Here is a 24,062-nt window from a genome sequence, read left to right as displayed (position 1 = left end):
GCGCGGGGGAGGCGGACACATGACGGAAGAAGAGATCGACCGGCTGCTGGACAAGCTCGACCTCGGGCAGAAGGTGCGCCTGCTCACGGGGGCCACCACCTGGCGCACCCGCGCCGAACCGGCGACGGCCCTGGGGCACATGACGGCGTCCGACGGGCCCGCCGGTGTCCGGGGCGAGGCCTGGGACGAGAGGAAGACGTCCGTACTGCTCCCGTCCGCCTCGGCGCTCGGCGCGATGTGGGACGAGAGTCTCGTCGAGGCGTTCGGCGGCCTGCTCGCGGCCGAGGTCCGCCGGAAGGGCGTGGACATCGTGCTCGCGCCCACGCTGAACCTGCACAGATAGCCCCTGGGCAGCCCCGGCCGGTGGGCGCTCGGGACGAGGCCCACCGGAAGCCACCCGGCCGCCGGCCCGTACTCAGGGGCAGCGGTGCGTCTTCCCGGCCGTCCCCCAGGTGCCCGGGTTGTTCCGGCCGGGGGGCCGGTCGGGCAGAAGCCCGCACGCCATCAGCGTGGTGACGCTCTTGTCGACGTGCGGCTCAAGGATGTAGACGGCCTTGTTCGGCGGGTACTTGTGCCGGCTGTCGAGCGAGAGCAGCCCGGACGCACCCGAGAAGTCCTGGATGCCGGGGTTCGACAGTCGCGCGTACACGTCCGTCGGCTGGAAGCGGGCATCGGTGTTCTCGACGGTCTTGTAGTTGGCGTAGACGGAATTGATCACTTCGGAGGTCACGCGGAGTGCGTCGTAGGCTCCGGCCGCGTTTCCTTCCGGCACCTCCCCGTCCGTGAAGACGCCCCGGAAGTGCGAGGTGAACTCCGAGTAGGGGCTGCCCGGGGTCTCCTTGCCGTTGGAGTCGTTGAGCATCAGGTAGTACGGCTTCAGTACGGCGTGCTTCTTCAGCATGTCCGCCGGATCCTGGAGGTACTTGGCGGCCGTGCTCTCGGAGAGGACGGCGACCTGCCTGCCGTCCTCCTTGCGGCAGTCGGCGCTGCCCTGGAGCGCGTCGAACAGCTCCGGCATCTCCCCGGAACGTCCCGCGTAGACGATGAAGCCGTCCGTGGCGCGGATCTCGGCGCAGATGTTCCTGGCCACGTCCGAGGCGATCTGCCCGTTCCGGTTCTCGTAGTACGGGACGGTCACCGTCTGGCCGCCCTTGTACTTCTCCGTGAACTTCGCCCCCAGATCCGCGCTGAAGAACTCGTCGTCCGGGTCGTAGACCACGACCGCCGTCCTGCCGCCGTCCGCCTTCGTCGTCAGCGCGCCGATCTGCTCGGAGTGCGTGGAGAACTCGGCCATGATCTCCGCGATGCGCTCGTTCGTCGGGGAGACCTGGAAGTACGAGGACGAGGATTTCGCGTCGACCATCCTGCTGCCCGTGACGGAGTTCCCGATCACGGGGATGTTCGCCGCGGACAGCGCCTCCACGGCGGCGAACGACGCGGGACGGCTCTGCGTGATCCCGATGACCGCCGCGATCTTGTCCCGGTCCTTCCGGTCGATGATCTGCCGGGCGACATCGGGGTCGCCCGGTGAGCCCTTCGAGCCGTAGGCGAAGTACTTGCCGGAGTTGGCGATCAGGAGGCGGATCTGCACGATGTCGCCCTCGCGGCCGTTCACCTGGGCCTGTGCGGCCAGGGCGCCCCGCAGGCTCTGGATGCTGACCGGGGTGGAATCACCCGGCTCCGCCGTCAGCGGCGCGAAGAACACCACGGAGCGGTAGGGCCGTGCGCTGTTCACGGCCGCCTCGTTCTGTTTCGCCGCGAGCTTCTCCAGCGCCAGCAGTTCGTCGTCGCGGCCGGCGACCCCCAGATGGCACTCCCGTCCGTCCGTGACACCCACGATCTCGCCACTCTCCACGGCATGGCACGACGGCGGCCGCCCGGGTTCGTCCCTGATGAACAGCGTCACACCGGCCAGGAGCGCGAGCACCAGGACCGGCGCGCCCACAGCGCGTACGTAGTCGCCCCTGCCGTTCGCCCGCACGGAGACCTTCGGATTCGTGTCCAGCCACCGGTCCGCCGGGCCGTCGTCGTCGCTCGCGGACAGCGGGACGAGGTAGACGGCGGACGCGGAACTCCGGGCGTACAGCGCGTGCACCTTGTCGGCCACGCCCGTCACGCTCCGGGGGTCGGCCACCACCGCCTTGGCGTAGGAGGGGGGATCACTGGCGAGGGCGCCGAGCACCATCAGCGGGGCCGGCGGCTCGGTCCGCAGGATGTCCGCATACGTGTCGAGCAACTGGCGTACGGGAGTGCCCTCTTCCCCCACCGCGGGCAGCAGCAGCACGAACGGCCACTGGCGACGGGCCCGGTAGACCCACAGTCTGGACGGTCTGGCGGCCCTCCTCAGGTCGTTCAGCAGAGCCATGAGCAGCATGCGCTGGACCAGGGCGTGGTTGTCCCGGGAAGTGCCCGACCTGGTGAACGCCAATGCCATGCGCAGGAAGTTCGGCCCCTTGGGGCGCCGGGAGCCGACCCAGCGCAGGCTGCGTCGCCGGCTGAGCCACAGTCCGTAGATCCGGCGGGGGAGGCCGACGACGAGCAGCTGGAACAGCGAGAGCCAGATGTTCACCAGGAAGCTGCCGCCGGTGGCGCCGGCCAGCCGTGCGAGGGTTCCCAGGAGCGGCCGCCGGACGAGGAGTTGGTGATAGAGCTCGTCCCGCAGTCGCCGCCGCTTGCCGGCGGCCGAACCGGCGCCCACGGAGATGTCCACCACCGCCCGGCAGGTGTGGAAGCGGGGGAGCCTGAGTTCGCCGGCGTCGAGCGGCATGGAGTTCTCCAGCTGGTCGACGATGCTGTCGAGCAGGGCGACGTGCGGTTCCGTCACGTCGGCGGGGTCTTCGTCGGGTTCGGGGGCGCGCGGGGCGAAATCGCCGTCCTCGATCAGTGCGTGCGGGACCAGGTCGGTCGTACGGTCGAGGTCCTGTTCGCAGAGGCGGTCCCGGTAGCCCACGATGACGGACCGCGGACCTGCTCCGGTGGTGCCGGTCGTGTCGGCGGTGTCTGTGGTGCCGGTCGCGTCCCCGGTCGCGGCAGCGGCTGTGGCTTCACCGGAAGCACCGGAAGCACCGGAAGCACCGGAAGCACCGGAAGCACCGGAAGCGGTCCCCTCGCGGCGCAGCAGCACCACGGGTATCCGCCGCCCGCTGTTCCGGCTTCCCGCGAAGGCGTCGAACTGCTCGATCAGGTACTCGATCCCCTGGGGAAGCGGCCGCTGCACACATGCTCCTTCGAGCCTCGAAGCGGCCGAGGCCGCTGCCTGGCGGGCATCGGAGGACGCCGGCCGTGAAGCACGCCGCCGAACGCGGCGGTCCCGGCCGTCGGGCCTCGCGGTGGCGGCGATCCGGCCACGCTAGTGGTAACCGTCCGATCGCGGAGGGTAAATGAGTGGGTTGCAGAAGTCGGCCCGACGGGCGGGTGCGCAGCCGGTGGGGGCGAGCGGCAGCGCGCGGCGCCGGGGACGGACGGCCTAGGCTTCCACCGGCACCAGCCCCCACCCCAGGAGCGCACATCGTGTTCGACCCCGCACCGGAGCAGCATCCGTACCCCGACGCCCACCGAGCGGACGAGGCGCCCGCCCCGCACGCCCTGCTCTCGCCCGTGACCGGCCTGCTGGGTACCTGGCGCGGCCGGGGCCACGGCGGGTACCCCACGCTCGAAGCGGACTTCTCGTACGCGCAAGAGGTCACCTTCAGCCACGACGGCCGTCCCTTCCTCCACTACGAGGCCCGCGCCTGGCTGCTCGACGCGGACGACGCACCGCTGCGTCCGTCGGCCAGGGAGAGCGGCTGGTGGCGACTCCTGCCCGACGGCCGGGTGGAGGCACTGATCACACAGCCCACCGGCATCGCGGAGATCGCGGTCGGCCGTGCGGCCGGCAATGAGGTGGACCTCTCCACCCACGAGGTGGCCTCCACGCCCACGGCTAAGGAGGTCAAGGCGACCCGCCGCCGCTACACCCTGACGGACGACGGCACGCTCGACTTCGTACACGAGCTCGCGGCGGTCGGCCGGCCGCTGCAACAGCACCTCGTGGCCCGGCTTCGACGCACGGGCGGAAGCTAGGCGTCCTTGGCGCGGCGAGGGCACGCGGTTTCCTCGGCCGCCCCGTCCCGGGTGCTGCCGCTCGCTGCGGTTAGCGTGGTGGCACGGCTGTCCGCGGCGGCAGCGGGACCTTCGGCAGGAGGAGGCGGCGTGAAGGCTGCGGTGCGCAAGTGGGAGGCGGTACGGGCGTTCGCTCTCGGGCTGCCGGGGGCGGCGGAAGAGTTTCCGTGGGGTCCGGAGGACTGCGTGGTGAAGGTCAACAAAAAGATCTTCGTCTTCCTCGGGAACACGGACGGGCCCCAGCCGCCCGGTGTCTCCGTCAAACTCAAGGACCCGGCGCTGCACGAACACGCGATGACCGCGCCGGGTGCCGAGCCCACCGGTTACGGTCTCGGAAAGGCCGGCTGGGTCTCCGTACCACTGGGGGAGAAGGGGGCGCCGACGGCCGAGGTGCTGTGCGAATGGGTGGAGGAGAGCTACCGGACCGTCGCCCCCAAGCGGCAGGTCAAGGAACTCGACGCACGGGTGGAGGCCGACGGCTAGACGAACGCCGGGGGCGCGGTGTCATCGCCGAGGCAGTTCGACGGAGAGGTGCGCGGACAGCGCGCGGAGCATGCCGGGCGCGTCGAAGATCTCGCCGGCTGAGGCGACGCCCACCGCCCTGGTCCGCCCCGTGAGGATGCGGTGAACCGCTTCCACCACGAGCGGCGCGGTGACGGCGTATATGTCCCGGCCCCTCGCCACCGCGCGGCGTTCACTGCCGCCGGAACGCACGACCACGTCGACGCAGAACGTCTGCGCGGACCGCCCGAGTTCGTCGACCGCGGCCGGCGCCGGAGTGTCCGGGCCCGACACTTCCCTCGCCGCCTCCGTCGTCATGTAGGTGGACACCTCGGGGATGGGCAGGTGGCTGGGAACGGTGACCACGTCGGCCATCGTGAACCCGCCGACGACGGCCTGGGTGCCCATGGGGTCGGGGAAGGGCCACTCCAGGACGCGCGGGTCGTCGTTGTGGTACTCCAGCCGCCCGTTCGTGAACCGGACGCCCCGGCCGTCGCGCCGGTCCCGGGAGACCTTGCCTGCGGCGCGCGTCCCGGCGGTGGGGTGCCAACTGCTCAGCCCGTACGCGATGTGCGCCTCGTCGGCCGCCGTCCAGTCGCCCATCGCCGCCGAGACCAGCAGGTCTCCGAGGCCCCCGTAGAAGGCCATCGCCGGGACGACGATCGCCTCCGCCGCGCGGGCGCGGTCCGAGAAGTGCGCGAACGTGTCGACGTTGGCCTCGATCTCCGCCGCCACATCCACGTACGGGATCCCGGCCCGCAGTGCCGCCTCGATCACGGGGGCGGCCGTCGTGGCGAAGGGCCCGGCGCAGTTGATCACGGCGGCCGCACCGTCCAGTGCGCGATCGAGCGAGGTCGCGTCACCGGCTGAGGCCGCCCGGACGTCGAGTCCGGGACAGGACGCCGCCAGCGCCCGCAGCTTGTCGGTGTCGCGGCCGGCGAGAACCGGGACGAACCCGCGCTCCCGCAGCTCTGCCACCACGAACCGTCCGGTGTGCCCGTACGCGCCGAACACCACGACCCTGTGCCCCGGTTCCATCACTTCTCCCCCTCGCTCGGATGTTCCTCTGCGGACATCCTGACGTCCGGGGACGTCCGCCACGAGTGTCCGGAACGACATGGCGCATACAATTTCGGACATGGGTACTGTCGCGCTGGCCGTCACCGACGGAATGCTGCACTTCGAACTGTCCGTGGCGTACGAGGTGTTCGGCGCCGCCCCGGCCGCGGTCGCCGTCCCCTGGTACGACGTCGCCGTCTGCGGGCCTCACGCCGTGCGGGTCGGCCGGTTCCTTCTGGAGCCGGACCACGGGCTCGACCGGCTCCGCCGCGCCGACACCGTGATCGTCCCCGGCTGGGCGGACGTCGACGAGGACCCGCCCGCCGATTTGGTCGACGCGGTGCGTACGGCCCACGAGGCGGGCGCCCGGGTGGCCTCCCTCTGCACGGGTGCTTTCGTACTGGCAGCAGCCGGCCTGCTGGACGGACAGCGCGCGACCACGCACTGGGCGCACACCGGGGCCCTGGCCGCCCGCTACCCGGGGGTGGAGGTCGACCCGGACGTGCTCTACGTGGACAACGGCAGTGTGCTCACCTCCGCCGGCAAGGCCGCCGCGATGGACTTGTGCCTGCACCTCGTCCGCCTCGACCACGGCTCGTCGGTCGCCAACGCAGTCGCCCGCCGCCTCGTCGTGCCGCCGCACCGGGCCGGAGGCCAGGCCCAGTTCGTCGCCGCCCCGGTGCCGGCCGGGGACGACCACCCGCTCGCCGCGCTCCTCCCCTGGGCGATCGAACGCCTTGAACACCCCCTGACGGTGGAGGACCTGGCACGCCGGGCACGGATGAGCTCGCGCAACCTGGGCCGCCACTTCAAGGCGGCCACCGGCACCACTCCGCTGCAATGGCTGCTGACCCAGCGCATCCGCCGCGCCCAGGAGTTGCTGGAAACCACCGACGCGAGTGTCGACGCCGTGGCGGCGGCCACCGGCATGGGCACCGCCACGACGCTGCGCCGGCACTTCAACCGTACGGTCGGCGTGCCTCCGGACACCTACCGCCGCACCTTCCGCTCACAGCCCCGCCTCCGGTCGCCGTGCGAGTGATGTTCGAGTCGCACGGCCCTGTCGTCCGTGCCGTCCCGGCCTCACGGCGTCCGGCCCGAGCCGCGGGGCGGGAGCGCGACGACGCAGCGGCTACCGGCCCCGGTCGCCGGCTCCGACGGGGACGGTGAGGAGGACGAGTCCGGTCCCGAGCACGGCCAGCCCGCACCAGGAGGCGGCGGGGAGCCGTTCACCGAGAACGGCGACCCCCAGGACCGCTGCGACGGCCGGCTCCGCCAGAGTCAGCGACATGGCAACCGACGCGGGGGTGCGGCGCAGCCCGTACCCGAAGAGCCGGTAGGCCAGGCAGACGGTGAACAGGGCGAGGTAGACGGCCACGGCCGCGCCGCGGGTGGTGGCGAGCCAGTGCGTGCCGACGGACAGTACGAGTGGCACCACGAGCAGCCCGGCCGCGCCGAACAGCACGCCCATCACCGCGTCCGAAGGATGTCCGCGCGTAATGAGACGGCCGCCGATCAGCGAGTAGGCGGCGTACGACAGTCCGGAGCATGCGGCGAGCACGACGCCCGTCGGGTCCATCGGCGTGGCATGCCCGGCGAGCCGCGGGCCCAGCACCAGGAGCGCGCACCCCAGCACGGCGGCAGCGGTGGCGCCGGTCCAGCGCGCGGTCGGCCGGGACCGACCGGTGATCCAGGACAGCAGTCCGGCGAAGACCGGCGCACTGCCCAGCGCGATCACGGTGGCCACGGCCACGCCGCTCCGGGCCACCGCCGGGTAGAAGGTGACCGGATACCCCGCCACCGCGAGCGCACCGAACACGAGCAGCCACCGCTCGGGGCGTGTGCAGGTGCCGGGCAACGAGCGGGCGCCGCGGGCGGTGAGGAACAGCAGGACGCCACCGAGGGCGAGACCGGCACAGCCGATCGCCGCCGCCGGTGCGCCGGCCGGTGCCAGGGAGCCCGCCGTCCCGGTCGTACCCCACAGCACCGCCGAGAGGAGGATGGGCGCGGGACCGCCGAGGGAACCCGTACGAGGAGGGCGCGGGCCGGCTGCGGCCGGGCGCGCGGGAGTCAGGGGGCAAGTGCTGTGCGGCACGTCGTGATCTTCCGTCGTCGAATGCGTCTGGGACTCGATCCGAAACGGGCGCACGACACAGCCCTGCCACCGCCCTCGCGGGGCGGCCGGGGCCGGGGAAATCAAACCGTCGGTGTCCGCGCCCGGTCAGGCGTGGAGCGGCGGCAGAACGACGTGCCAGTAGGTGTTCACCCCGCGATCGTACCGGGCAGGGACGCGCACACCCGGGACGCGCACACCCCGGACGGGCCGCGAGGGGCCGGCCCGCGCATCCCGTGCCGGCCGCCGCTACCCGAAGTCCGCCCTGACCTCGTCCGCGATGGTGGTTGCCCGTGAGCCGTCGGCCCGGGGGGCGGCGGGGGACTCCGTGGCGCTGGAGACCGTGAGGTCGTGCGCGGTCTTCGACAGGAGTGAGACGTAGAAGGGGAGATCGGGCAGCGACGGGGTGGTGAGGCTGAGGACGAGGAGTCTGCCCATGCGGGTGAGGGGGAGGTAGACGTCGGCCCTGGCGAGCGGCATGGACGGCGCGGTGTCGTCCCCCGGCTCGGACTGCCATTCGAGTCCGCACAGTACGAGCACGCCCGGCCCGGCCGGTACGCGGATGTCCTCGACCGTGTTGTTCTCGTTCGCGGAGAGCGCCTCGAAGAGGCCGCGCGCGGACAGCTCCGCGTCGGGCTCGTTCAGCGGGTCGAGGCGGGCCAGCAGGGAGGCCGTCGTGAGCCGGCCGTCGGGCGCCTCGTCCAGGCAGAAGCCCGCGTAGAAGGAATTGCCGGCCAGCGCGTGATCGGCCATTTCGCGGTAGGTGTGGAAGGTGACTTCGCGTTGGAAGTCGCTGCCGGTCGGCCAGATCTCCTCCGCGACGGACCAGATCTGTTCCAGGCGCTCTTCTTCGTCCAGGTCGAGCCCCAGGGAGTGGAATCCGCCGGGTATGTCCAAGTGCAGCTCAGCGCTCGGTGCGGTTGTCACATGTTCTCCCACTGGGCCGGCCTCAGACTCACGCTGGGGCGGATGCTGTTGGGCGTCGGTGTATCCAGAATCAGGCGGTGCCGGTGTGCGATGCCCCGCATCACGTTGAGCGGAACTCCCCGGTACTCGCGGCAGCCCACCATGACACCGACCAGGGGGCTTTCGCTGTCCCTGGCGCCGGTCACCCACCTGGCTCCGACGTAGTGGTAGAACCTGGTTCTCCAGCCGTACTTGCCCTTCTGCATCTCCGTAGAGATCCGGCCGAACTCCCGGTCCAGATATCTTTCGTGGTTCGCCGGATCATGTGACATGCGGAGCATGAGCTTGGCCGGGGAGAGGAATCGCCTGGGAGCCTCCAAGATCCGCTCAGTGTAAGACTCACCGCCCAGGAAAAGAATCAGCAGCCAGAGGGGGCGCGTGACGCATTGCACCGGGATCATCACCCACTGAGCGAAAAACCATACGACAAGGCCGATCCTCGAAGCATGGGGAAGAACAGGATCGGCGGATCCTCCGGTGAGCGCGCCGCTCGCGGATTGCATTAAAACGTGTTCCTTTGTGCCAGGCCCACCATCACACCGTCGGTGAGGCGCGATGAGGCCGCGAGTTCGAGGCCGTGTGCTGAGGCGAGGCGGGTCAGGGTACTGAGCGGTACGCCTCGGTACTCCCGCGGAGGCAGGTCGACGCACTTCTCGCTACCGCCCTCGGACAGCCCTACGAGTCGCACCTCGTGATGGATGTACGTACGCCAGCTGAAACTCTGTCGCCTGCACTCCTGCGACAAACGGCTGAACTCCCGGTCCAGGTGGGCTTCGTGCCTGGCCGGACGGTGGGACATCCGGACCAGGAACTCGCGCGGCGAGAGGAAACGCGCCAGTGCGTTCAGCGGGCGCAAGTACACGTCGTCCGTACCGTCTCCGAGGACGAGAGCGACCAGCCAGAGGACCCGGGCGACGAACTCCACGGGGATCAGGACCCATTGCAGGACGAACCACAGCATGAGGCCCAGCCGCGAAGGATGCGGAAGAACCGGGTCGGCGGACGCTTCGGGGAGCGTGCGGGCCATCCCTAGTCTCCCGTCACACTGTCGTAGATGCCGCTCGCCGCTCCGGGCACCGCAGCTGCGAGCAGAGGCCCCTTCGACCACCACGAGAGGGGATCGAGCGTTTCGTCGGCGCGGATGGCTTGCTGGAGACCTGGGAGGCTGCGCAGGCCCGGAGTGTTCGTGATGAGCGCGCCCAGCCCCTTTTCGCCGAAGGACGCTCCGAGGTTCGTCGCCACCGAGTTCTCCCAGGCGAGGGACAACCGGTTCCCGATGCCGCCTGCGGCTTTGAAGGTGTGGATGTCAGCTGCGCCTTGGAAACGGCCGGCAGCTCGGGCGGCTTCGGTCACTTCCGCGGCTCCCTCGGAGACGAGGCGGTTCAGCCGGGTGACCTTGGCCACGTCGTCGATGTGTGCCACCACCCCGTCCCCTACCTTGACCGCGACCTTCACGGATCCGGTGATCGCGGTCTTCGCGAATCCCGCGCCCGGGATGATGCCGATCGCGTCACCGGCGAGGGTTCCCCATCCGACGTCGGCCCCGCCGATCTTCGCCGCGCCGTGCGCGAGGAGGGCTCCCGCCGAGAACCCCGCGCTCGCCAGCGCGAGCGCGCCGGACAGCGGGGGGCACCACAGGGTCAGCAGCGCCAGGATGCCGAGTACGGCGGAGATGTTTCCCAGCCAGTCGCCGATCTTGTTGAGCAGGTCCTTGTTACGGGCGCACCACTCCTGGATCGAGTGCCCGATCTCTTTGAACTTGTCACCGAGCCGGTCCCAGAAGCCGGGGTCGGGCGCGGCGTCGGTGGCCTTGCGCATGTGTCCCGCGACGCCGCGCGCCTCGGCCTGGTGCTCCTCCAGCAGCCGCTCGGCGCGCTTGATGATCTCTTCGAGTTCACGCTGCGCCTGGTCCAGCTGATGGGAGGCGGAGGCGAGTTCGCTGTCGGCCTGCTTGAGCCGGCTGCTCGCCGCGTCGACCTTCGCCTGGGCGTCCTGGAGGGCCGGTCCGGTGAACATCTGGCCGGCCAGCCGGAAGGCGGGGTCGTTCGCCGCCTGGTTGTAGCGGCCTGCCGCGGCGTCGTTGGACTTCTCCGCCGAGGCCACCTTGCCCTTCGCCTGCGCGGCCTGCACCTCGTACGTACGGGCGGTGCTCTGGTAGTGGGTGAGTGCTTCGCGCCACTTCGACAGCTCCGAGGACGCGGTCTGCATCGCCTCGTGGCTGTCCTTGAGATAGCGCGGCAGCTCGCCGACCTTCTGGGAGAAGGCGGAGGCGGCGTCGCCGGCCCAGCTCACGTTGCCCGTCAGGCGCTTGATGCTGTTCTGCGCGGTGTCGAGCGCTGTCGCGGCCGTCTTGGTACGCGCGGCGAGCGTACCCACGTTGCCGGAGTCACCGGGCGCGGGGTCGAAGCCGAGGGAGGGGTACTTGTCGCTCACTTCGCGCCGCCCTTGCCGGCGAAGCCGTCCCGGATGGCCGCCTCGGCGTCCCGGTAGGTGTCGCGGGTCTGCTTGAGCTTGTCCTCGATGACCTGCGTGCCATCGGCGATCTTCTTGATCGCGTCGTCCCAGCTGTCGTGGAACTCGTCGCAGGCGTTGTCGAGTTCCTTGCTCCCCGTGGTCTTCGGGCCGGTGTCACGCAGCGCGTTCAGGGCCGCGCGCATCTCCTCCTGGCTCCGGTGGAGCTCTCTGACGAGCCCGTCGAGCTCACTGACCTCGACCTTGAAGCCTGCCCCCATGGCGTCGTGCACCCCACTCGTGTCGGAAATTCGCAGTCGTCAACCGGTGGAACACGTTAGCCAGCAGGTGCCACGGGGGGTGCGCGTGGGTCCTTCCCGTTCGCCAAACCTTCACAGCGCGCGGCCGGAGGGTTCACGGGTGTGTTGTCGGCGTCCCACCGCCTGAGCCGGGGACGAGGCTCAGTCGGCTCCGGGGGACGCCAATAAGGGCGAAAGAGCCTCAGTGGGTTTGGCCGGCCGCCGGTTCGTTCGCCCCGGGGTCCACCACTTCGTCGAGGACCTTACGGACCGCCTCGTACACGGAGTGGAGGATCTCCGCTGTACGCGGCCCGTTCTCGTCACCCGCCGGGGACGCCTCCGACCGGTGGGCCGACCAGTGCTGCTCCTCCCGCGCCGCCCAGTCCCGTGCGCGGCGAATGCGCCGCAAGAGCTCATCTGCGTCTACGACATCAGCCATGCGCAACGCATACCCAATGGAGCCTCCTGGAAGCCACGCGCCGGCGAAATGGACCCGGCCGGCCGCTCGGGACCCGGCCCACGACCCGGCGTCGCCCGCCGCCCGGTGCGAGCCGGCGCCACCGCGTGCCCGGCGCGCGAACGCGGCAGGTGTCAGCGGTACGTCAGCCGTACGTCAGCGGAACGGCAGAGCGCGGCCCGAAGCTGTGAGCAGACCGTACTGATCGCATGACACGGGAAGCCGTCGCCACGTGCACCTCCGTCCGCACCGGGCGCTTGCCCACCCGATGGTGCTGGCCAGTACTTCCCGTTCCCGCAGGAGGCATCATGCAACGACGCACGTTTCTCACCGGCACCCTGCTGGGCGCAGCGGTCGCCGCTGTGCCGCTCGACGCCCTGCTGTCGACCCGCGCGTCGGCGGCCGTAACGGCGCCCGTCACTTCCCTGGACGCGCTCCAGAACGCCATCGACCGCGCGGTGCCCGGCGATCGGATCGTGCTGGCCGACGGCACGTACACCGTCCCGTCGGGACGCGCCGTCAGCGTCTCGGGCAAGCACGGCACCAGTAGCGCACCGATCACCATCGTCTCGGAATCTCGCGGCGGTGCGGTGCTCCAGGGCGAGCGCAGCTTCGTCCTGAGTAACTCCAGCCACATCACCCTCAGCGGATTCGCCTTCCGCCAGAGCACCACTCTGGAGATCCCCGCGAGCTGCCCCGGTGTCCGGCTGACCCGGAACGACTTCCGGTTCGCCGACATCAGCGGTCTCGACTGGGTCGTCGTACGGGGCGACGACGCCAAGATCGACCGCAACCGCTTCCACGACAAGACGACCGAAGGCATCTTCGTCGTCGTCGACGGGCCGGGCTCGACCGCCATGGCCCAGCGCCTCCACATCTTCAGGAACCACTTCTCCGGCCACAGCTTCGCCGGCGCCAACGGCGGCGAGCCGATCCGGCTCGGCGTCAGCAGCCGGGCGCTGTCCAGCGCCCACGCGGTCGTGGAGTACAACCTGTTCGAGCGGTGCGACGGGGACCCCGAGACCATCTCGGTGAAGTCCTCGGACAACACCGTCCGGCACAACACGATTCGAGACAGCCGCGGCGGAATCGTGCTGCGCCACGGCAACCACACGACGACGGAGGGCAATTACCTGATCGGCGGTACCGAGGGGGTGCGCGTCTACGGCAACGACCACCTGGTCGTCAACAACTACCTCAGCGGTCTGTCGGGCCGTGCCCTGGTGATCGGCAGCGGCACCACGCGCGACCACCACCCCGGCGAGACGACCGAGGAGAGGCGCGGCAACGACGCGTGCGACCGTGCGGTGATCGTGCACAACACCCTGATCGGCAACGCCGGAACGCTCTCGGGCGAGACACGGGACTACGAGCCGCGGGACGTGGTCGTCGCGGACAACCTCCTGGTCGCCGCCGCCGGCAGCCTGGTGGCGATGGGGAAGACGACCGGCTTCACCTGGCAGAGCAACATCCTGTGGGGTGCGGCGTCCAACGGCAACATCCCCTCCGGCGGCTACCGCCGGATCGACCCGCTCCTCCGGCAGGAGTCCGACGGGATCTCCCGGCTCACGGCGGGCAGCCCGGCCATCGGCGCGGCGACGCTGGTGAGCGCCTCGGTGGCCGATGACATCGACGGCCACCAGCGCGGCACCGCCCGTGACATCGGCGCCGACGAGTACACGACACTGCCGCCCGTCCGACGTCCCCTCACGGCGGCCGACGTGGGTCCGAACGCCGCGTGAGCGGCCCCCGCTGACCGGCGCCGGTGAGGCGGACATCCGCCTCGCCGGCTCGGGTCCTCCGGCGGCACTACCAGCGGCGCGCACCGACGGGTGCACCCCTGACACCCCATCAGCGGGCGCTCCGCTACTGTGCGGGCGTGAGCCTTCATCTCGTCATAGGTTACGGAGCCGCCGGTGCGGCCACTGCCCGACTGCTGACCGAGAAGGGGCATGCGGTACGCGTCGTCACCAGGTCGGGCCGGAGCGCGGAGCCCGGCATCGAGCACCTGGCGCTGGACGCCACGGACAGCACGCGGCTGACCGAGGCCGCACAGGGCGCGGCGGCGATCTACGGCTGCGCCGCACCGCCCCTCCATCGCTGGACGAGTCAATGGCCGCCGCTGGTCTCGTCGCTCTGTACGGCGGCCGAGGCGACCGGGGCCGTCCTGGTCATGCTGGGCAACCTCTACGGTTACGGTCCGGTCGACGGTCCCATGACCGAGGCACTGCCGCTCGCGGCGACCGGCCCCAAGGGCCGGGTGCGCGCCGCCGGCTGGGAGCGGGCGCGGGAACTCCACGAGCAGGGGCGTATCACGGCGGTCGAGGTGCGGGCCTCGGACTTCTTCGGTCCCGGTGTGACCGACGGCGGCCACCTGGCCGCGCGGGTCGTGCCGCGACTGCTGCGCGGCAGGCCGGTCTCCACGCTCGGCGACCCGGACGCCCCGCACAGCTGGAGCTACCTCCCCGATGTGGCCAGTGCCCTGGCCGAGGTCGCGGTCGAGGAACGGGCCTGGGGGAGGGCCTGGCACGTTCCGACGGCGCCCGCACTGTCCGTTCGGGAGATGGCCGGCCGCCTCGCCGCTCAGTCGGGAACGGGGCCGGTCGCGGTGCGCAGGATGCCGCCGGCCGTATTGGGCGCGCTGTCCCTGTTCTCGCCGCTGATCCGTGAACTCAAAGAGACCCGGTATCAGTTCGACCGCCCGTTCGTCGTCGATTCGAGCGCGTACGAAGCCGAGTTCACCGTACGGGCGACCCCCGTCGACGAGCAGGTCAAGGCAACGCTGGACTGGTGGCGGGAGCGACTGGCCGCCACCGCGGCGGCGCCTCGTCGGACCGGCCGTGGCCGGGCCTGACGAGGTGGAGCGGGGAGCCGTCGACGCGGTGGCCGGAGGAGAAAAGCGTTTGCCGTTCCCCGGCGTCCGGGGGTCGGATGGCTGCCCATGAGCGCAGCGCAGTCGTATCCCGGCCCGCACCCCGTCGACGACGACCTCGTACGGAGGCTGATCGCCGGCCAGTTCCCGCAGTGGGCGGGGCTGGCGGTGGAGCGGTTTCCGTCCGGGGGCACGGTCAACGAGGTGTACCGGCTGGGCGACCGCATGTCCGTACGGCTTCCGCTGAGGGAAGGCGGCGCCGGGGACGTGGCGCTGGAGCGCGAGTGGCTGCCCCGCCTCGCGCCCCGGTTGCCGGCCGCAGTCCCCGAGGTGCTCGGGGCCGGGGAGCCCGCCGAGGGGTATCCGTGGCCGTGGTCGGTGTACGGGTGGCTGGCGGGGGAGAACCCCGAGGCGGGGGCGCTGAGCGAGCCGGTGGCGCTGGCCGGGGACCTTGCCGGGTTCGTGACGGCGATGCGGAGCGTCACCCTGCCGGGGGCGCCGGAGGCCCACCGCGGCGGGCCGCTCGCCTCGCTCGACGCGTCGACGCGGGCGGCGATCGAGGAGCTGCGCGGGATCCCGCAGGAGGGCATCGACTGTGATGCCGTGGCCGCCGTATGGGAGGACGCGCTGCGGGCCCCGGCCTGGGACGGGCCGCCGGTGTGGCTGCATGCCGACCTGATGCCGGGCAATCTGCTGGTGCGCGGCGGCAGGCTGACCTCGGTGATCGACTTCGGGTGCGTGGGAGTGGGCGATCCGGCCTGCGACCTGTTCCCGGCGTGGAATCTTCTCCCGCCGCCCGCGAGGGAGGTCTTCCGCGAGGCGCTGTGCGTGGACGACGCGACCTGGGAGCGCGGCCGGGGGCGGACGCTCTCGCAGGCACTGATCGCCCTGCCGCACTACCGGACGACGAACCGGGCGATGGCGCACAACGCCCGGCACGTGATCCGGGCGGTGCTGGAAGAGGACCAGCACGACGTTGCCCCGAACCCGGCCCCGCACTAAGGTCGTTCGGGTGACTGCCGGGTCGGCCATGGGCCATGCACGAGTGAGGCTCCCGGCCTCGGCGTGAGCCCGAGGCGGGCCAGAGCCCCGCCCTGCTCCGTGTTCTTGCTGCCGGCGCCCGTGTGGCGCCCCCCTCCCAGCGGATTCGAAGTCACGGAGACACACCCACTGATGTCGTACGCACAGCAGCACCCGCACGCCTCCGAGCGGTCGGTGACCGCCGTAGAGCTGAACCACACCGTCGTTCACGCCAGTGACCGGCACCTGTCGGCGGAGTTCATCGCAGTGATCCTGGGACTGACGGCCGGCGCCCCGTTCGGGCCCTTCCTGCCCGTCGATCTCGGCAACGGCGTGACGCTCGACTACTACGAAATGAGAGACGAGCCGATCCAGTCGCAGCACTACGCGTTCCTCGTGCCCGACGCGCAGTTCGACGCCGTGATCGCTCGGCTTGAGGCGGTCGGAGTCACCTATTACGCCGACCCCGGTCACACCGAACCCGGCAAGATCAACCGTCTCTTCGGCGGCCGCGGCGCCTACTTCGACGACCCGGACGGCCACAACATGGAGATCATGACCCGCCCCTACGTCCGCCCGTAACAGGATCCGGCGGCGATCCGTCGAGCCTCCCCGCCGGGGTGGCCCGGATCGCCGCGGACCGTCGCCCCACCAGGGCCCTTCGGATGCCGTGGGAGTTCATCACGGGCGCGATGGCGTTCCCGGTCGCGGTGTCCGGCCGCCCGGACGTGGCCGCCCGGCCATTGACCCCGGGTTCGGGGCCGCCTTACGGTCTGTCCGGGGAGCCGTTCAACGTCCGGTATGCCGAACCTGGTTGAGGGAGTCATGACCCGTCCCGCGCGCTTCACCCTGCACCCCGACTACACGGTCGGCGACGTGGACCCACGGCTCTTCGGCTCCTTCGTCGAACACCTCGGCCGCTGCGTCTACACCGGCATCCACGAGCCCGGCCACCCCTCGGCCGACGAGGAGGGCCTGCGCACGGACGTACTCGCACTCGTCCGCGAGCTGGGTGTCACCGCCGTCCGCTACCCGGGTGGCAACTTCGTGTCCGGCTACAAGTGGGAGGACTCCGTCGGCCCGGCCGGCGAACGGCCACGCCGCCTCGACCTGGCCTGGCGGTCCACCGAGAGCAACCGCTTCGGGCTCAGCGAGTACATCGCCTTCCTGAAGAAGATCGGGCCACAGGCCGAACCGATGATGGCCGTCAACCTCGGAACCCGGGGCGTGGCCGAGGCCCTCGAACTCCAGGAGTACGCCAACCACCCCGCCGGCACGGCGCTTTCCGACCTGCGGGCCGCCCACGGAGACAAGGACCCCTTCGGCATCCGGCTCTGGTGCCTCGGCAACGAGATGGACGGGCCCTGGCAGACGGGCCACAAGACGGCCGGGGAGTACGGGCGCCTCGCGGCCGAGACCGCACGGGCGATGCGCCAACTGGACCCGTCCGTCGAGCTGGTCGCCTGCGGTTCGTCGGCACAGTCGATGGACACCTTCGCCGAGTGGGAAGCGACCGTACTCGCCGAGACGTACGACCTCGTCGACTACATCTCGCTGCACGCCTATTACGAGGAACTCGACGGCGACCGGGACTCCTTCCTGGCCTCGGCCGTCGACATGGAGTCCTTCATCGAGAACGTCGTCGCGACCTGCGACCACGTCGGGGCGCGGCTGAAGTCGAAGAAGAAGATCAACCTCTCCTTCGACGAGTGGAACGTCTGGTACCTCTCCAGGGCACAGCGCGAGGCCGAGGAGAACCCCCTCGACTGGCCCGAGGCGCCCCGCCTCCTGGAGGACAACTACTCCGTCACCGACGCCGTCGTCTTCGGCTCCCTGCTGATCGCGCTGCTGCGCCACGCGGACCGGGTCACCGTCGCCTGCCTCGCCCAGTTGGTGAACGTCATCGCGCCGATCCTGACGGAGCCGGGGGGACCGGCCTGGCGGCAGACGACCTTCTACCCCTTCGCGCAGGCGTCGCGGCACGGGCGGGGGCGCGTGCTGGACGTGCGGGTGGACGCGCCGGTGCACGGGACGAGGAAGTACGGCGAGGTGCCGTTGCTGCACGCGACGGCGGTACGCGCCGACGACGGCACGGTGACCGTGTTCGCGGTCAACCGGAGCCAGAGCGAGCCGATGCCGCTCGAAGTGGCGCTCCAGGGAACGGGCCTGACGGCGGTCGTGGAGCACAGCGTGCTGGCCGACGCCGACCCCGAGGCCCGTAACACCCTCACCGATCCCGAGCGCGTCACGCCGCACGACGCGACGGGCACGACGCTCCGGGGCGGCACGCTGAGCGCCACCCTGGAGCCGCTCTCCTGGAACGTGATCCGGCTGGGCTGAGGGACCCGGCCGGAACACGGCGACGGTGGGCCGGGCGCGGACCGGCCCACCGCACGGCGCCTCACACGGAAGAACGGCGAGGGGCCGGTATCACCTCGCCGGACAGCGGCAGACCGAGTGTGGACACGGCCCTCGCGACCAGGCGTGACATCTCGGTGGCTCCCTTCGTCTGGAAGTGGGTGTTGTCCTGGACGCCGTTCGGGAAGTTGGGGTACTGCCCCGGGGCCAGCCACAGGAAGAGGCCCTTGGACGCCTCCGCGCCGAGCCTCGTCAGGAACACCCGGCTGAGCTCCGAGAGGTCGACCAGCGGGGCTCTCTCCTCGGCCGCGACGGCGCGCGCGGCGTTCACGTACGCGGGGAAGGAAACGTTGAACTCACCGGTCGACATGTTGTACGAGCAGCGCGACACGGGCGTGACGACGACCGGTGTCGCGCCGCGCGCACGGGTGGCCCTGATGTAGTCGTTGCGCAGGTACTCCTTGTAGTCCGCGGGTGAGGTGTAGCGCTCCGGGTTGCCCACGGTGGCGTCGTTGTGCCCGAACTGCACGAACAGGTAGTCGCCCGGCCGGATCGCCCGGTGGATGGCGGCCAGCCGTCCCTGCTCGACGAAGCTCCGCGAACTGCGTCCGCCTATGGCGTGGTTGGCGATCGTGATGTGCGGGGTGAAGAAGCCGGGAAGCGTTTGACCCCAGCCCGCCTGCGGGTGGTATCCGGCGCGGTACGTCTGCGCGGTGGAGTCACCGGCGATGTACACGGTGGCGGTGGCCGCTGTGCCGGTGGCCGTACGCCGCGAGTCCGCCGCCGCGGTGCCGGTGAGGCACAGTCCGGCGCCGAGTACGGCGGTGGCACCGGTGAGAAAGCGTCTGCGGCTCGTGGCCGTGATCGGAGTCGGGCGGTCGTGGTCGCCGCTGGGGCTCATCTGGCGCTCCTGACGGTGGAGGTAGGGGGACATGCGTCCGACCTCTTGTCGCCGCCGCTCACGCAATGCGTTGCCGGGCACGACGGAACGCAGTCCCCGTCAGTCCTCCAGGGTGAGCGGCGGGGTGGCCCGGTGCAGCACTTCGCCGCGGAAGAACTCCGGGCTGCGACGCCGCATCAGCAGCATGATCACCGCACCGAGGAGCAGCAGACCCACGCCGATGACGAAGACGCTGCCGACGCCGGCGACCGAGCTGCCGCTGCCGTAGGATGGCTCCCAGCTGTCCCTCATTGTGCGGAGGAACACGCCGGCGAGCATCAGGCCGCCGAGGCCCGGCAGGACGCCCTTCATCAGCAGGCTTCCCGGCGAGCGCCGCAGTTCGCCGCGGAAGAACCAGACGCACGCGAAGGCCGTGATCCCGTAGTAGAAGCTGATCATGAGCCCGAGCGCGAAGACGGTGTCCAGCAGGACGTTCTCACTGACCAGGGTCATCAGGGTATAGAAGGAGCCGGTGACGACGGCCGCCGCGACGGTGGCACGGGCGGGGCTCCTGAAGCGAGGATGCACGACGGCGAACGTCGCCGGCAGGGCCTTGTAGGTGCTCATCGCCAGGGCGGTGCGGGCCACCGGGATGAACGTGGTCTGGAGGCTGGAGGCGGCGCTGGTCAGCACCGCGACGAAGAGCAGCACTCCGGTGCCGGAGCCCATGACCGGATAGGCGAGTGCGGCGAAGACGTTGTCCGAGGTCTCGGGGTTGCCGAGACCGGTGCCCTCGGTTCCGATGCCCGCGTACATCTGGGCGGCGACGGCGACGAGCAGGTAGGTGCAGAGGATGATGACGACCGAGAGCAGCGCGGCGCGGCCGGGAGTCCTCTCGCTGCCGACACTCTCCTCATTGACCGTCAGGCAGGAGTCCCAGCCCCAGTACATGAACATCGACAGGGTCACGCCTGCGGTGAAGGCGGTGAAGGACCCGACGCCGAACGGGTCCAGCCAGGACCAGGAGAAGTCGAGCGCCCCTGGATCCTCCCCGGCTGTGGAGATCGCCATGACGATGAACAGGGCGAGTACGGCCAGTTGCAGGCCGACCAGTACGGACTGGAGCCACTCGGTGACGGTGATGCCGCGGTAGCTGATGACGGTGGCGGCGGCGATGAAGGCCAGGGTGGTCAGGACATGGACGGCCTTGTTGTCGTTGAGGTCGGTGAGATCCGGGTTGCCGGCCACCTCGCCCAGAAAGAGGTAGAGGAACGACGCGGCCACCCCGGCGAGGTTGGAGAGCACCACGACGGACGCCATCAGCAGGCCCCAGCCGCACATCCAGCCGGTGCTGGGGCCGAACGCCTTGACCGACCAGGCGAAGGAGGTGCCGCAGTCGGGCAGCACCTTGTTCAGCTCGCGGTAGGCGAAGGCCACCAGCAGTATCGGCACGAACCCGGCGAGGAAGACCGCGGGCATCCGCAGCCCGGCCTCGCCGACGCTCGGTCCGAGTGTGGCGGTGAGGCTGTAGGCGGGGGCGACGGTGGAGACACCGATCACCGTGCCGCCGAGCAGGCCGAGGGTGTTACGGCTGAGGCCCTTGGACTTGAGGTCCTCACGATCCCCGGCGTGCTCGGCTCCCTGATCCATTACCCCAGTCTGGTCGATATCGCCGCAAGAACCCTGAACGTCCCCGGTTCCGTTTCCTGGTGGCGTCAGGCCGACGGCATCCGCGGCACCCGGCACGGGCTCGACCGCTCCCCGCGTGCTACCGGCTTGCGCAGCGGCCGGCCGACGTGCCGCCACGCGTACCGCTTACGCCATCCCGGTCGAGGTGCCGCCCGTCCGGACCCCGTTCGAGGTCCGGGCCCCCGCCCGCTCCTACCTTGGCGTTACGCCGAACATCCGGGGAGAGTGACATGACCGAAACGAACAACGCCGCCGAGGCCGACCGCGCGGTCAAGGCCAAGCACCGCAAGATGTGGGCGCTGGGTGACTATCCGGCCGTGGCCACGCAGCTCATTCCGGAGCTGGGCCCGACCCTGGTGCGCGCGTGCGACGTCCGGAGCGGCCAACGTGTCCTGGACATCGCGGCCGGGTCGGGCAACGCCGCGATCCCCGCGGCTCTCGCCGGGGCGAGCGTCGTGGCGTCCGACCTCACGCCCGAGCTGCTGGAGACCGGACGCGGGTTCGCGGCCGAGCGCGGCGCGGAGCTGGAGTGGCGTGAGGCCGACGCGGAGGCGCTGCCCTTCGCCGACGGCGAGTTCGACACCGTCATGTCGACCGTGGGGATCATGTTCGCCCCGCATCACCGTGCCGCTGCCGACGAGCTGCTCCGGGTCTGTCGCCCGGGTGGCACCATCGGCCTGATCAACTGGACTCCGGAGGGCTTCATCGGCCAGATGTTCGCCACGATGAAGCCGTACGCACCGGCGCCGCCGCCCGGAGCTCAGCCCCCGCCGCTGTGGGGCCGGGAGGACCATGTCCGGGAGCTGCTCGGTGACCGGGTCACGGACGTCGAAGCGCACCGCCGGACCGTACGCGTGGACCGTTTCGCGAAGCCGGAGGACTTCCGGGAGTACTTCAAGACCAACTACGGCCCCACCATCGCCGCGTACCGGAACATCGGGGACGACACCGAGCGGGCCGCCGCGCTCGACCGCGATCTCGACGCCCTCGCGCAGCGCCACGGCGGCGGCGGGGGCACCTTCGTCATGGAGTGGGAGTACCTGCTGTTCACGGCCCGTAAGCGGGGCTGAGGGCCGGGCCGCGGCGGGCGGACGCGGCCCGGATCAGGGCGGCGGGGCGGTGCTGTCGCGTACCACCAGCCGGGTGGGGACGAGCGTGGTGCCGTGCGCCGTCGCGTCGTGACGCATCTGCCGCAGGACGCCCTCGACGCAGCGCCGGCCCACTTCGGCGAAGTCCTGGTGGACGGTGGTCAGGGGAGGCAGGAAGGAACCGGACTCGGGAATGTCGTCGAAACCGATGACACTGACGTCGTCCGGCACCGTGCGGCCCCGCTCGTGCAGGGCGCGCAGAAGGCCCAGCGCCATCTGGTCGTTGGCGGCGAAGACCGCTGAGCAGTCCTCCAGGGAGGCGAGTTCCAGTCCGGCCCGGTAGCCGGACTCCGCCGACCAGTCGCCCCGCACCAGGGGCGGCGGGGTGCGGCCCGCCCGGGTCAGTTCCGCGCGCCACGCGTCGGCGCGGCGCTGCGCCGCGTAGGACTCCTCGGGGCCCGCGAGGTGCCAGACCGTGCGGTGGCCCAGGTCCAGCAAGTGGCGTACGGCGGTACGGGTTCCGCCCGCCTGGTCGGTGTCGACCACGGTGTACCGGTCTCCGGCGTCCGAGTCGGCCACGACGACCTGGACGTTCGGCGGCAGGTCGAGGGGCACCGCGTCGAGCAGGTGCACCTCCTGGATGACGATGACCGCGTCGACGGCCAGTTCCCCCAGCCGCGAGAACGCCCCGCGCACCTCGTCCTGCGTGGGCACGGCGACGGGCAGGAGCGTGACGGCGTAGCCCTCGTGCGCCGCCGAGGTGGCGATGGCTTCGAGCGTACGTACGTTGCCCGTGGTGGAGAGGCCGAAGGTGATGACGCCGATGGTGCGGAACTCGCCGCGCTTGAGTGCCCGCGCGGCGCTGTTCGGCCGGTAGCCCAGCTCCTTCATGGCCGCCAGCACCTGCTGCCGGGTCTCTTCCGTCACGCCCGCGTAGCCGTTCGCGACACGGGAGACCGTCTGCGAGGAGACCCCGGCCACGCGCGCGACGTCCGCCATGGACGCGCTCTGTGCCCGGCCCGCGGGCCGCTTCCCGGTGCGTGTCCGCTGCCGTGGCCTGCCCGCCGAGGTGCCGTCCGCTGTTTCCACCCGTATCCCTCGCTGCCCGAGCCGCTGTTACCGCAGCGACCCTTGACCACCGTCTCCGGGGCAGTGTAGACATGCCGCCACCGGATGTTTACGTAAACATAACAGCCCCGAGCTGCTCACGGCCGGGGATGTTTGCGTAAACATCAGGGCGGCACGAGACGCCGGTTCCGAGAGGACGACGAGGAACGACATGACGACGCTGCAACCGCCGGTGGCCGCGAGACGGCGCCCGGCTCCGGCCGGGGTGAGGAAGAGCCGGCGCTCCTGGACGGCATGGGGCTTCATCGGCCCCTTCGCCGCGGTCTTCACCCTGGTCTTCCTCGCCCCCGTCGGCTACTCCGTCTACCTCAGCCTCTTCCGCGACCGGCTGATCGGCGGCACCGCCTTCGTCGGCCTGGACAACTACCAGCAGGCACTCCAGGACGGCCAGTTCTGGTCCTCCCTGGCCCGGGTCTCGGTGTTCCTGGCGGTGCAGGTGCCGATCATGCTGGGCCTCGCCCTGCTCGTCGCCCTCGCGCTGGACAGCGGCCGTCTGTACGGCAAGGACTTCTTCCGGATCGCGATCTTCCTGCCGTACGCCGTGCCCGCCGTGGTCGCCACTTTGATGTGGGGCTTCATGTACGGCACCCGCTTCGGCCTCGTGGGTGACATCGAGGACACCTTCGGGGTCCCGCTGCCCGACCCGCTCTCTCCCGATCTCGTCCTGGCGTCCATCGGCAACATCGTCACCTGGGAGTTCGTGGGCTACAACATGCTCATCTTCTACTCGGCGCTGCGGGTGATCCCGCACTCCCTGTACGAAGCGGCGGAGATCGACGGAGCCGGCCAGATCCGCGTGGTCACGGCCATCAAGCTGCCCGCGATCCGCGGGGCCCTCGTGATCGCGACGATCTTCTCCGTCATCGGCAGCTTCCAGCTCTTCAACGAGCCGAGCATCCTGCGGAACCTGGCGCCCAACGCCATCACCACCGACTACACGCCGAACTTCTACACGTACTCGCTCTCCTTCTCCGGCCAGCAGCACAACTACTCCGCCACGGTAGCCATCGTCATGGCCCTGATCACCATGGTGATCGCCTATGTCGTCCAGCTGCGCGGCATGCGCAAGGGAGCGTGAAC

General features: G+C 70.7%; 22 protein-coding genes and 1 pseudogene. 11 read left to right on the top strand and 12 right to left on the bottom strand.

Going from position 1 to position 24,062, the window contains the following annotated elements; translation table 11 throughout:
* Positions 1-19 precede the first annotated feature (19 nt).
* Positions 20-340 (top strand): annotated as a pseudogene (locus AS594_RS04700) (glycoside hydrolase family 3 N-terminal domain-containing protein); the annotation flags it as partial.
* 75 nt (positions 341-415) lie between these two features.
* Here AS594_RS04700 and AS594_RS04695 read toward each other — a convergent pair.
* A complete protein-coding gene (locus AS594_RS04695) occupies positions 416-3,217 on the bottom strand; it encodes an ABC transporter substrate-binding protein (RefSeq protein WP_069934953.1) in 2,802 nt (933 codons plus the stop codon).
* A gap of 293 nt (positions 3,218-3,510) precedes the next feature.
* Here AS594_RS04695 and AS594_RS04690 point away from each other — a divergent pair, with 293 nt between their 5' ends.
* Entirely contained in the window at positions 3,511-4,062 is a 552-nt protein-coding gene (locus AS594_RS04690) for a nitrobindin family protein (RefSeq protein ID WP_069925806.1), read from the top strand.
* 129 nt (positions 4,063-4,191) lie between these two features.
* Positions 4,192-4,584, top strand: a complete 393-nt coding sequence (locus tag AS594_RS04685; RefSeq protein ID WP_176742721.1) for an MmcQ/YjbR family DNA-binding protein — start codon at positions 4,192-4,194, stop codon at positions 4,582-4,584.
* A 21-nt stretch (positions 4,585-4,605) separates the two neighbouring features.
* Here the strand turns inward: AS594_RS04685 and AS594_RS04680 are convergent, their stop codons facing one another.
* Positions 4,606-5,640: a saccharopine dehydrogenase family protein gene (locus tag AS594_RS04680; RefSeq protein ID WP_069925805.1), complete on the bottom strand. Its 1,035-nt coding sequence runs from the start codon at positions 5,638-5,640 to the stop codon at positions 4,606-4,608.
* Positions 5,641-5,740: 100 nt separating this feature from the next.
* On the opposite strand from AS594_RS04680, the gene AS594_RS04675 reads away from it, so the two are divergent.
* Positions 5,741-6,703 (top strand): helix-turn-helix domain-containing protein, encoded by a 963-nt coding sequence (locus AS594_RS04675; protein WP_069925804.1) that lies wholly within the window; start codon positions 5,741-5,743, stop codon positions 6,701-6,703.
* A gap of 90 nt (positions 6,704-6,793) precedes the next feature.
* On the opposite strand, the gene AS594_RS04670 is transcribed toward AS594_RS04675, so the two are convergent.
* The 7 genes from AS594_RS04670 to AS594_RS04640 form a co-directional block, all read right to left on the bottom strand.
* Positions 6,794-7,756: a DMT family transporter gene (locus AS594_RS04670; RefSeq protein WP_069925803.1), complete on the bottom strand. Its 963-nt coding sequence runs from the start codon at positions 7,754-7,756 to the stop codon at positions 6,794-6,796.
* A gap of 267 nt (positions 7,757-8,023) precedes the next feature.
* Positions 8,024-8,701, bottom strand: a complete 678-nt coding sequence (locus tag AS594_RS04665; RefSeq protein WP_141746866.1) for a hypothetical protein — start codon at positions 8,699-8,701, stop codon at positions 8,024-8,026.
* Positions 8,698-9,243 (bottom strand): hypothetical protein, encoded by a 546-nt coding sequence (locus AS594_RS04660; RefSeq protein ID WP_069925801.1) that lies wholly within the window; start codon positions 9,241-9,243, stop codon positions 8,698-8,700. Before AS594_RS04660 ends, AS594_RS04665 begins: the two co-directional genes overlap by 4 nt.
* Positions 9,243-9,767, bottom strand: coding sequence for a hypothetical protein (locus AS594_RS04655; protein ID WP_069925800.1), 525 nt, complete (start codon positions 9,765-9,767; stop codon positions 9,243-9,245). Before AS594_RS04655 ends, AS594_RS04660 begins: the two co-directional genes overlap by 1 nt.
* 2 nt (positions 9,768-9,769) lie before the next feature.
* Positions 9,770-11,173 carry a putative T7SS-secreted protein gene (locus AS594_RS04650; RefSeq protein WP_069925799.1) on the bottom strand — a complete coding sequence of 468 codons (1,404 nt, stop codon included), beginning with the start codon at positions 11,171-11,173 and terminating at the stop codon, positions 9,770-9,772.
* Complete coding sequence (locus AS594_RS04645) at positions 11,170-11,472, bottom strand: WXG100 family type VII secretion target (protein ID WP_069930273.1); 303 nt, start codon at positions 11,470-11,472, stop codon at positions 11,170-11,172. The genes AS594_RS04650 and AS594_RS04645 overlap by 4 nt, the downstream gene beginning before the upstream one ends.
* A gap of 220 nt (positions 11,473-11,692) precedes the next feature.
* Positions 11,693-11,929, bottom strand: coding sequence for a hypothetical protein (locus tag AS594_RS04640; protein WP_069925798.1), 237 nt, complete (start codon positions 11,927-11,929; stop codon positions 11,693-11,695).
* Between the two features lie 326 nt (positions 11,930-12,255).
* On the opposite strand from AS594_RS04640, the gene AS594_RS04635 reads away from it, so the two are divergent.
* The 5 genes from AS594_RS04635 (at position 12,256) to arfA (ending at position 18,179) form a co-directional block, all read left to right on the top strand.
* Positions 12,256-13,689, top strand: a complete 1,434-nt coding sequence (locus tag AS594_RS04635; RefSeq protein ID WP_069925797.1) for a polysaccharide lyase 6 family protein — start codon at positions 12,256-12,258, stop codon at positions 13,687-13,689.
* 137 nt (positions 13,690-13,826) lie between these two features.
* A complete protein-coding gene (locus AS594_RS04630) occupies positions 13,827-14,801 on the top strand; it encodes an NAD-dependent epimerase/dehydratase family protein (RefSeq protein WP_069925796.1) in 975 nt (324 codons plus the stop codon).
* Positions 14,802-14,888: 87 nt separating this feature from the next.
* Positions 14,889-15,821 (top strand): aminoglycoside phosphotransferase family protein, encoded by a 933-nt coding sequence (locus AS594_RS04625; RefSeq protein ID WP_069925795.1) that lies wholly within the window; start codon positions 14,889-14,891, stop codon positions 15,819-15,821.
* A gap of 171 nt (positions 15,822-15,992) precedes the next feature.
* Positions 15,993-16,421: a VOC family protein gene (locus AS594_RS04620; RefSeq protein WP_069925794.1), complete on the top strand. Its 429-nt coding sequence runs from the start codon at positions 15,993-15,995 to the stop codon at positions 16,419-16,421.
* A 243-nt stretch (positions 16,422-16,664) separates the two neighbouring features.
* Complete coding sequence (gene arfA / locus AS594_RS04610) at positions 16,665-18,179, top strand: arabinosylfuranosidase ArfA (RefSeq protein ID WP_069925792.1); 1,515 nt, start codon at positions 16,665-16,667, stop codon at positions 18,177-18,179.
* Positions 18,180-18,240: 61 nt separating this feature from the next.
* Here arfA and AS594_RS04605 read toward each other — a convergent pair whose 3' ends face one another.
* A complete protein-coding gene (locus tag AS594_RS04605) occupies positions 18,241-19,131 on the bottom strand; it encodes a rhamnogalacturonan acetylesterase (RefSeq protein ID WP_240508934.1) in 891 nt (296 codons plus the stop codon).
* 66 nt (positions 19,132-19,197) lie between these two features.
* Positions 19,198-20,727 carry an APC family permease gene (locus AS594_RS04600; RefSeq protein WP_069925790.1) on the bottom strand — a complete coding sequence of 510 codons (1,530 nt, stop codon included), beginning with the start codon at positions 20,725-20,727 and terminating at the stop codon, positions 19,198-19,200.
* A 269-nt stretch (positions 20,728-20,996) separates the two neighbouring features.
* On the opposite strand from AS594_RS04600, the gene AS594_RS04595 reads away from it, so the two are divergent.
* Entirely contained in the window at positions 20,997-21,836 is an 840-nt protein-coding gene (locus tag AS594_RS04595; protein WP_069925789.1) for a class I SAM-dependent methyltransferase, read from the top strand.
* 33 nt (positions 21,837-21,869) lie between these two features.
* Here the strand turns inward: AS594_RS04595 and AS594_RS04590 are convergent, their stop codons facing one another.
* Entirely contained in the window at positions 21,870-22,853 is a 984-nt protein-coding gene (locus AS594_RS04590) for a LacI family DNA-binding transcriptional regulator (protein WP_167367982.1), read from the bottom strand.
* A gap of 280 nt (positions 22,854-23,133) precedes the next feature.
* On the opposite strand from AS594_RS04590, the gene AS594_RS04585 reads away from it, so the two are divergent.
* Entirely contained in the window at positions 23,134-24,060 is a 927-nt protein-coding gene (locus AS594_RS04585; protein WP_069925787.1) for a carbohydrate ABC transporter permease, read from the top strand.
* The last annotated feature ends 2 nt before the right edge of the window (positions 24,061-24,062 follow it).

Source organism: Streptomyces agglomeratus (genome assembly GCF_001746415.1).
Taxonomy (GTDB): Bacteria; Actinomycetota; Actinomycetes; order Streptomycetales; family Streptomycetaceae; genus Streptomyces; species Streptomyces agglomeratus.
Note: the sequence above shows the minus strand (reverse complement) of the source record. Positions and strands in the feature narration are given on the sequence as shown.

Coding starts and splice junctions, on each gene's coding strand:
- AS594_RS04680 (WP_069925805.1), bottom strand. CDS start 5,640: ATGGAACCGGGGCACAGGGTCGTGGTGTTCGGCGCGTACGGGCACACC.
- AS594_RS04675 (WP_069925804.1), top strand. CDS start 5,741: ATGGGTACTGTCGCGCTGGCCGTCACCGACGGAATGCTGCACTTCGAA.
- AS594_RS04660 (WP_069925801.1), bottom strand. CDS start 9,243: ATGCAATCCGCGAGCGGCGCGCTCACCGGAGGATCCGCCGATCCTGTT.
- AS594_RS04655 (WP_069925800.1), bottom strand. CDS start 9,767: ATGGCCCGCACGCTCCCCGAAGCGTCCGCCGACCCGGTTCTTCCGCAT.
- AS594_RS04645 (WP_069930273.1), bottom strand. CDS start 11,472: ATGGGGGCAGGCTTCAAGGTCGAGGTCAGTGAGCTCGACGGGCTCGTC.
- AS594_RS04640 (WP_069925798.1), bottom strand. CDS start 11,929: ATGGCTGATGTCGTAGACGCAGATGAGCTCTTGCGGCGCATTCGCCGC.
- AS594_RS04635 (WP_069925797.1), top strand. CDS start 12,256: ATGCAACGACGCACGTTTCTCACCGGCACCCTGCTGGGCGCAGCGGTC.
- AS594_RS04625 (WP_069925795.1), top strand. CDS start 14,889: ATGAGCGCAGCGCAGTCGTATCCCGGCCCGCACCCCGTCGACGACGAC.
- AS594_RS04620 (WP_069925794.1), top strand. CDS start 15,993: ATGTCGTACGCACAGCAGCACCCGCACGCCTCCGAGCGGTCGGTGACC.
- arfA (WP_069925792.1), top strand. CDS start 16,665: ATGACCCGTCCCGCGCGCTTCACCCTGCACCCCGACTACACGGTCGGC.
- AS594_RS04605 (WP_240508934.1), bottom strand. CDS start 19,131: ATGTCCCCCTACCTCCACCGTCAGGAGCGCCAGATGAGCCCCAGCGGC.
- AS594_RS04600 (WP_069925790.1), bottom strand. CDS start 20,727: ATGGATCAGGGAGCCGAGCACGCCGGGGATCGTGAGGACCTCAAGTCC.
- AS594_RS04595 (WP_069925789.1), top strand. CDS start 20,997: ATGACCGAAACGAACAACGCCGCCGAGGCCGACCGCGCGGTCAAGGCC.
- AS594_RS04590 (WP_167367982.1), bottom strand. CDS start 22,853: ATGGCGGACGTCGCGCGCGTGGCCGGGGTCTCCTCGCAGACGGTCTCC.
- AS594_RS04585 (WP_069925787.1), top strand. CDS start 23,134: ATGACGACGCTGCAACCGCCGGTGGCCGCGAGACGGCGCCCGGCTCCG.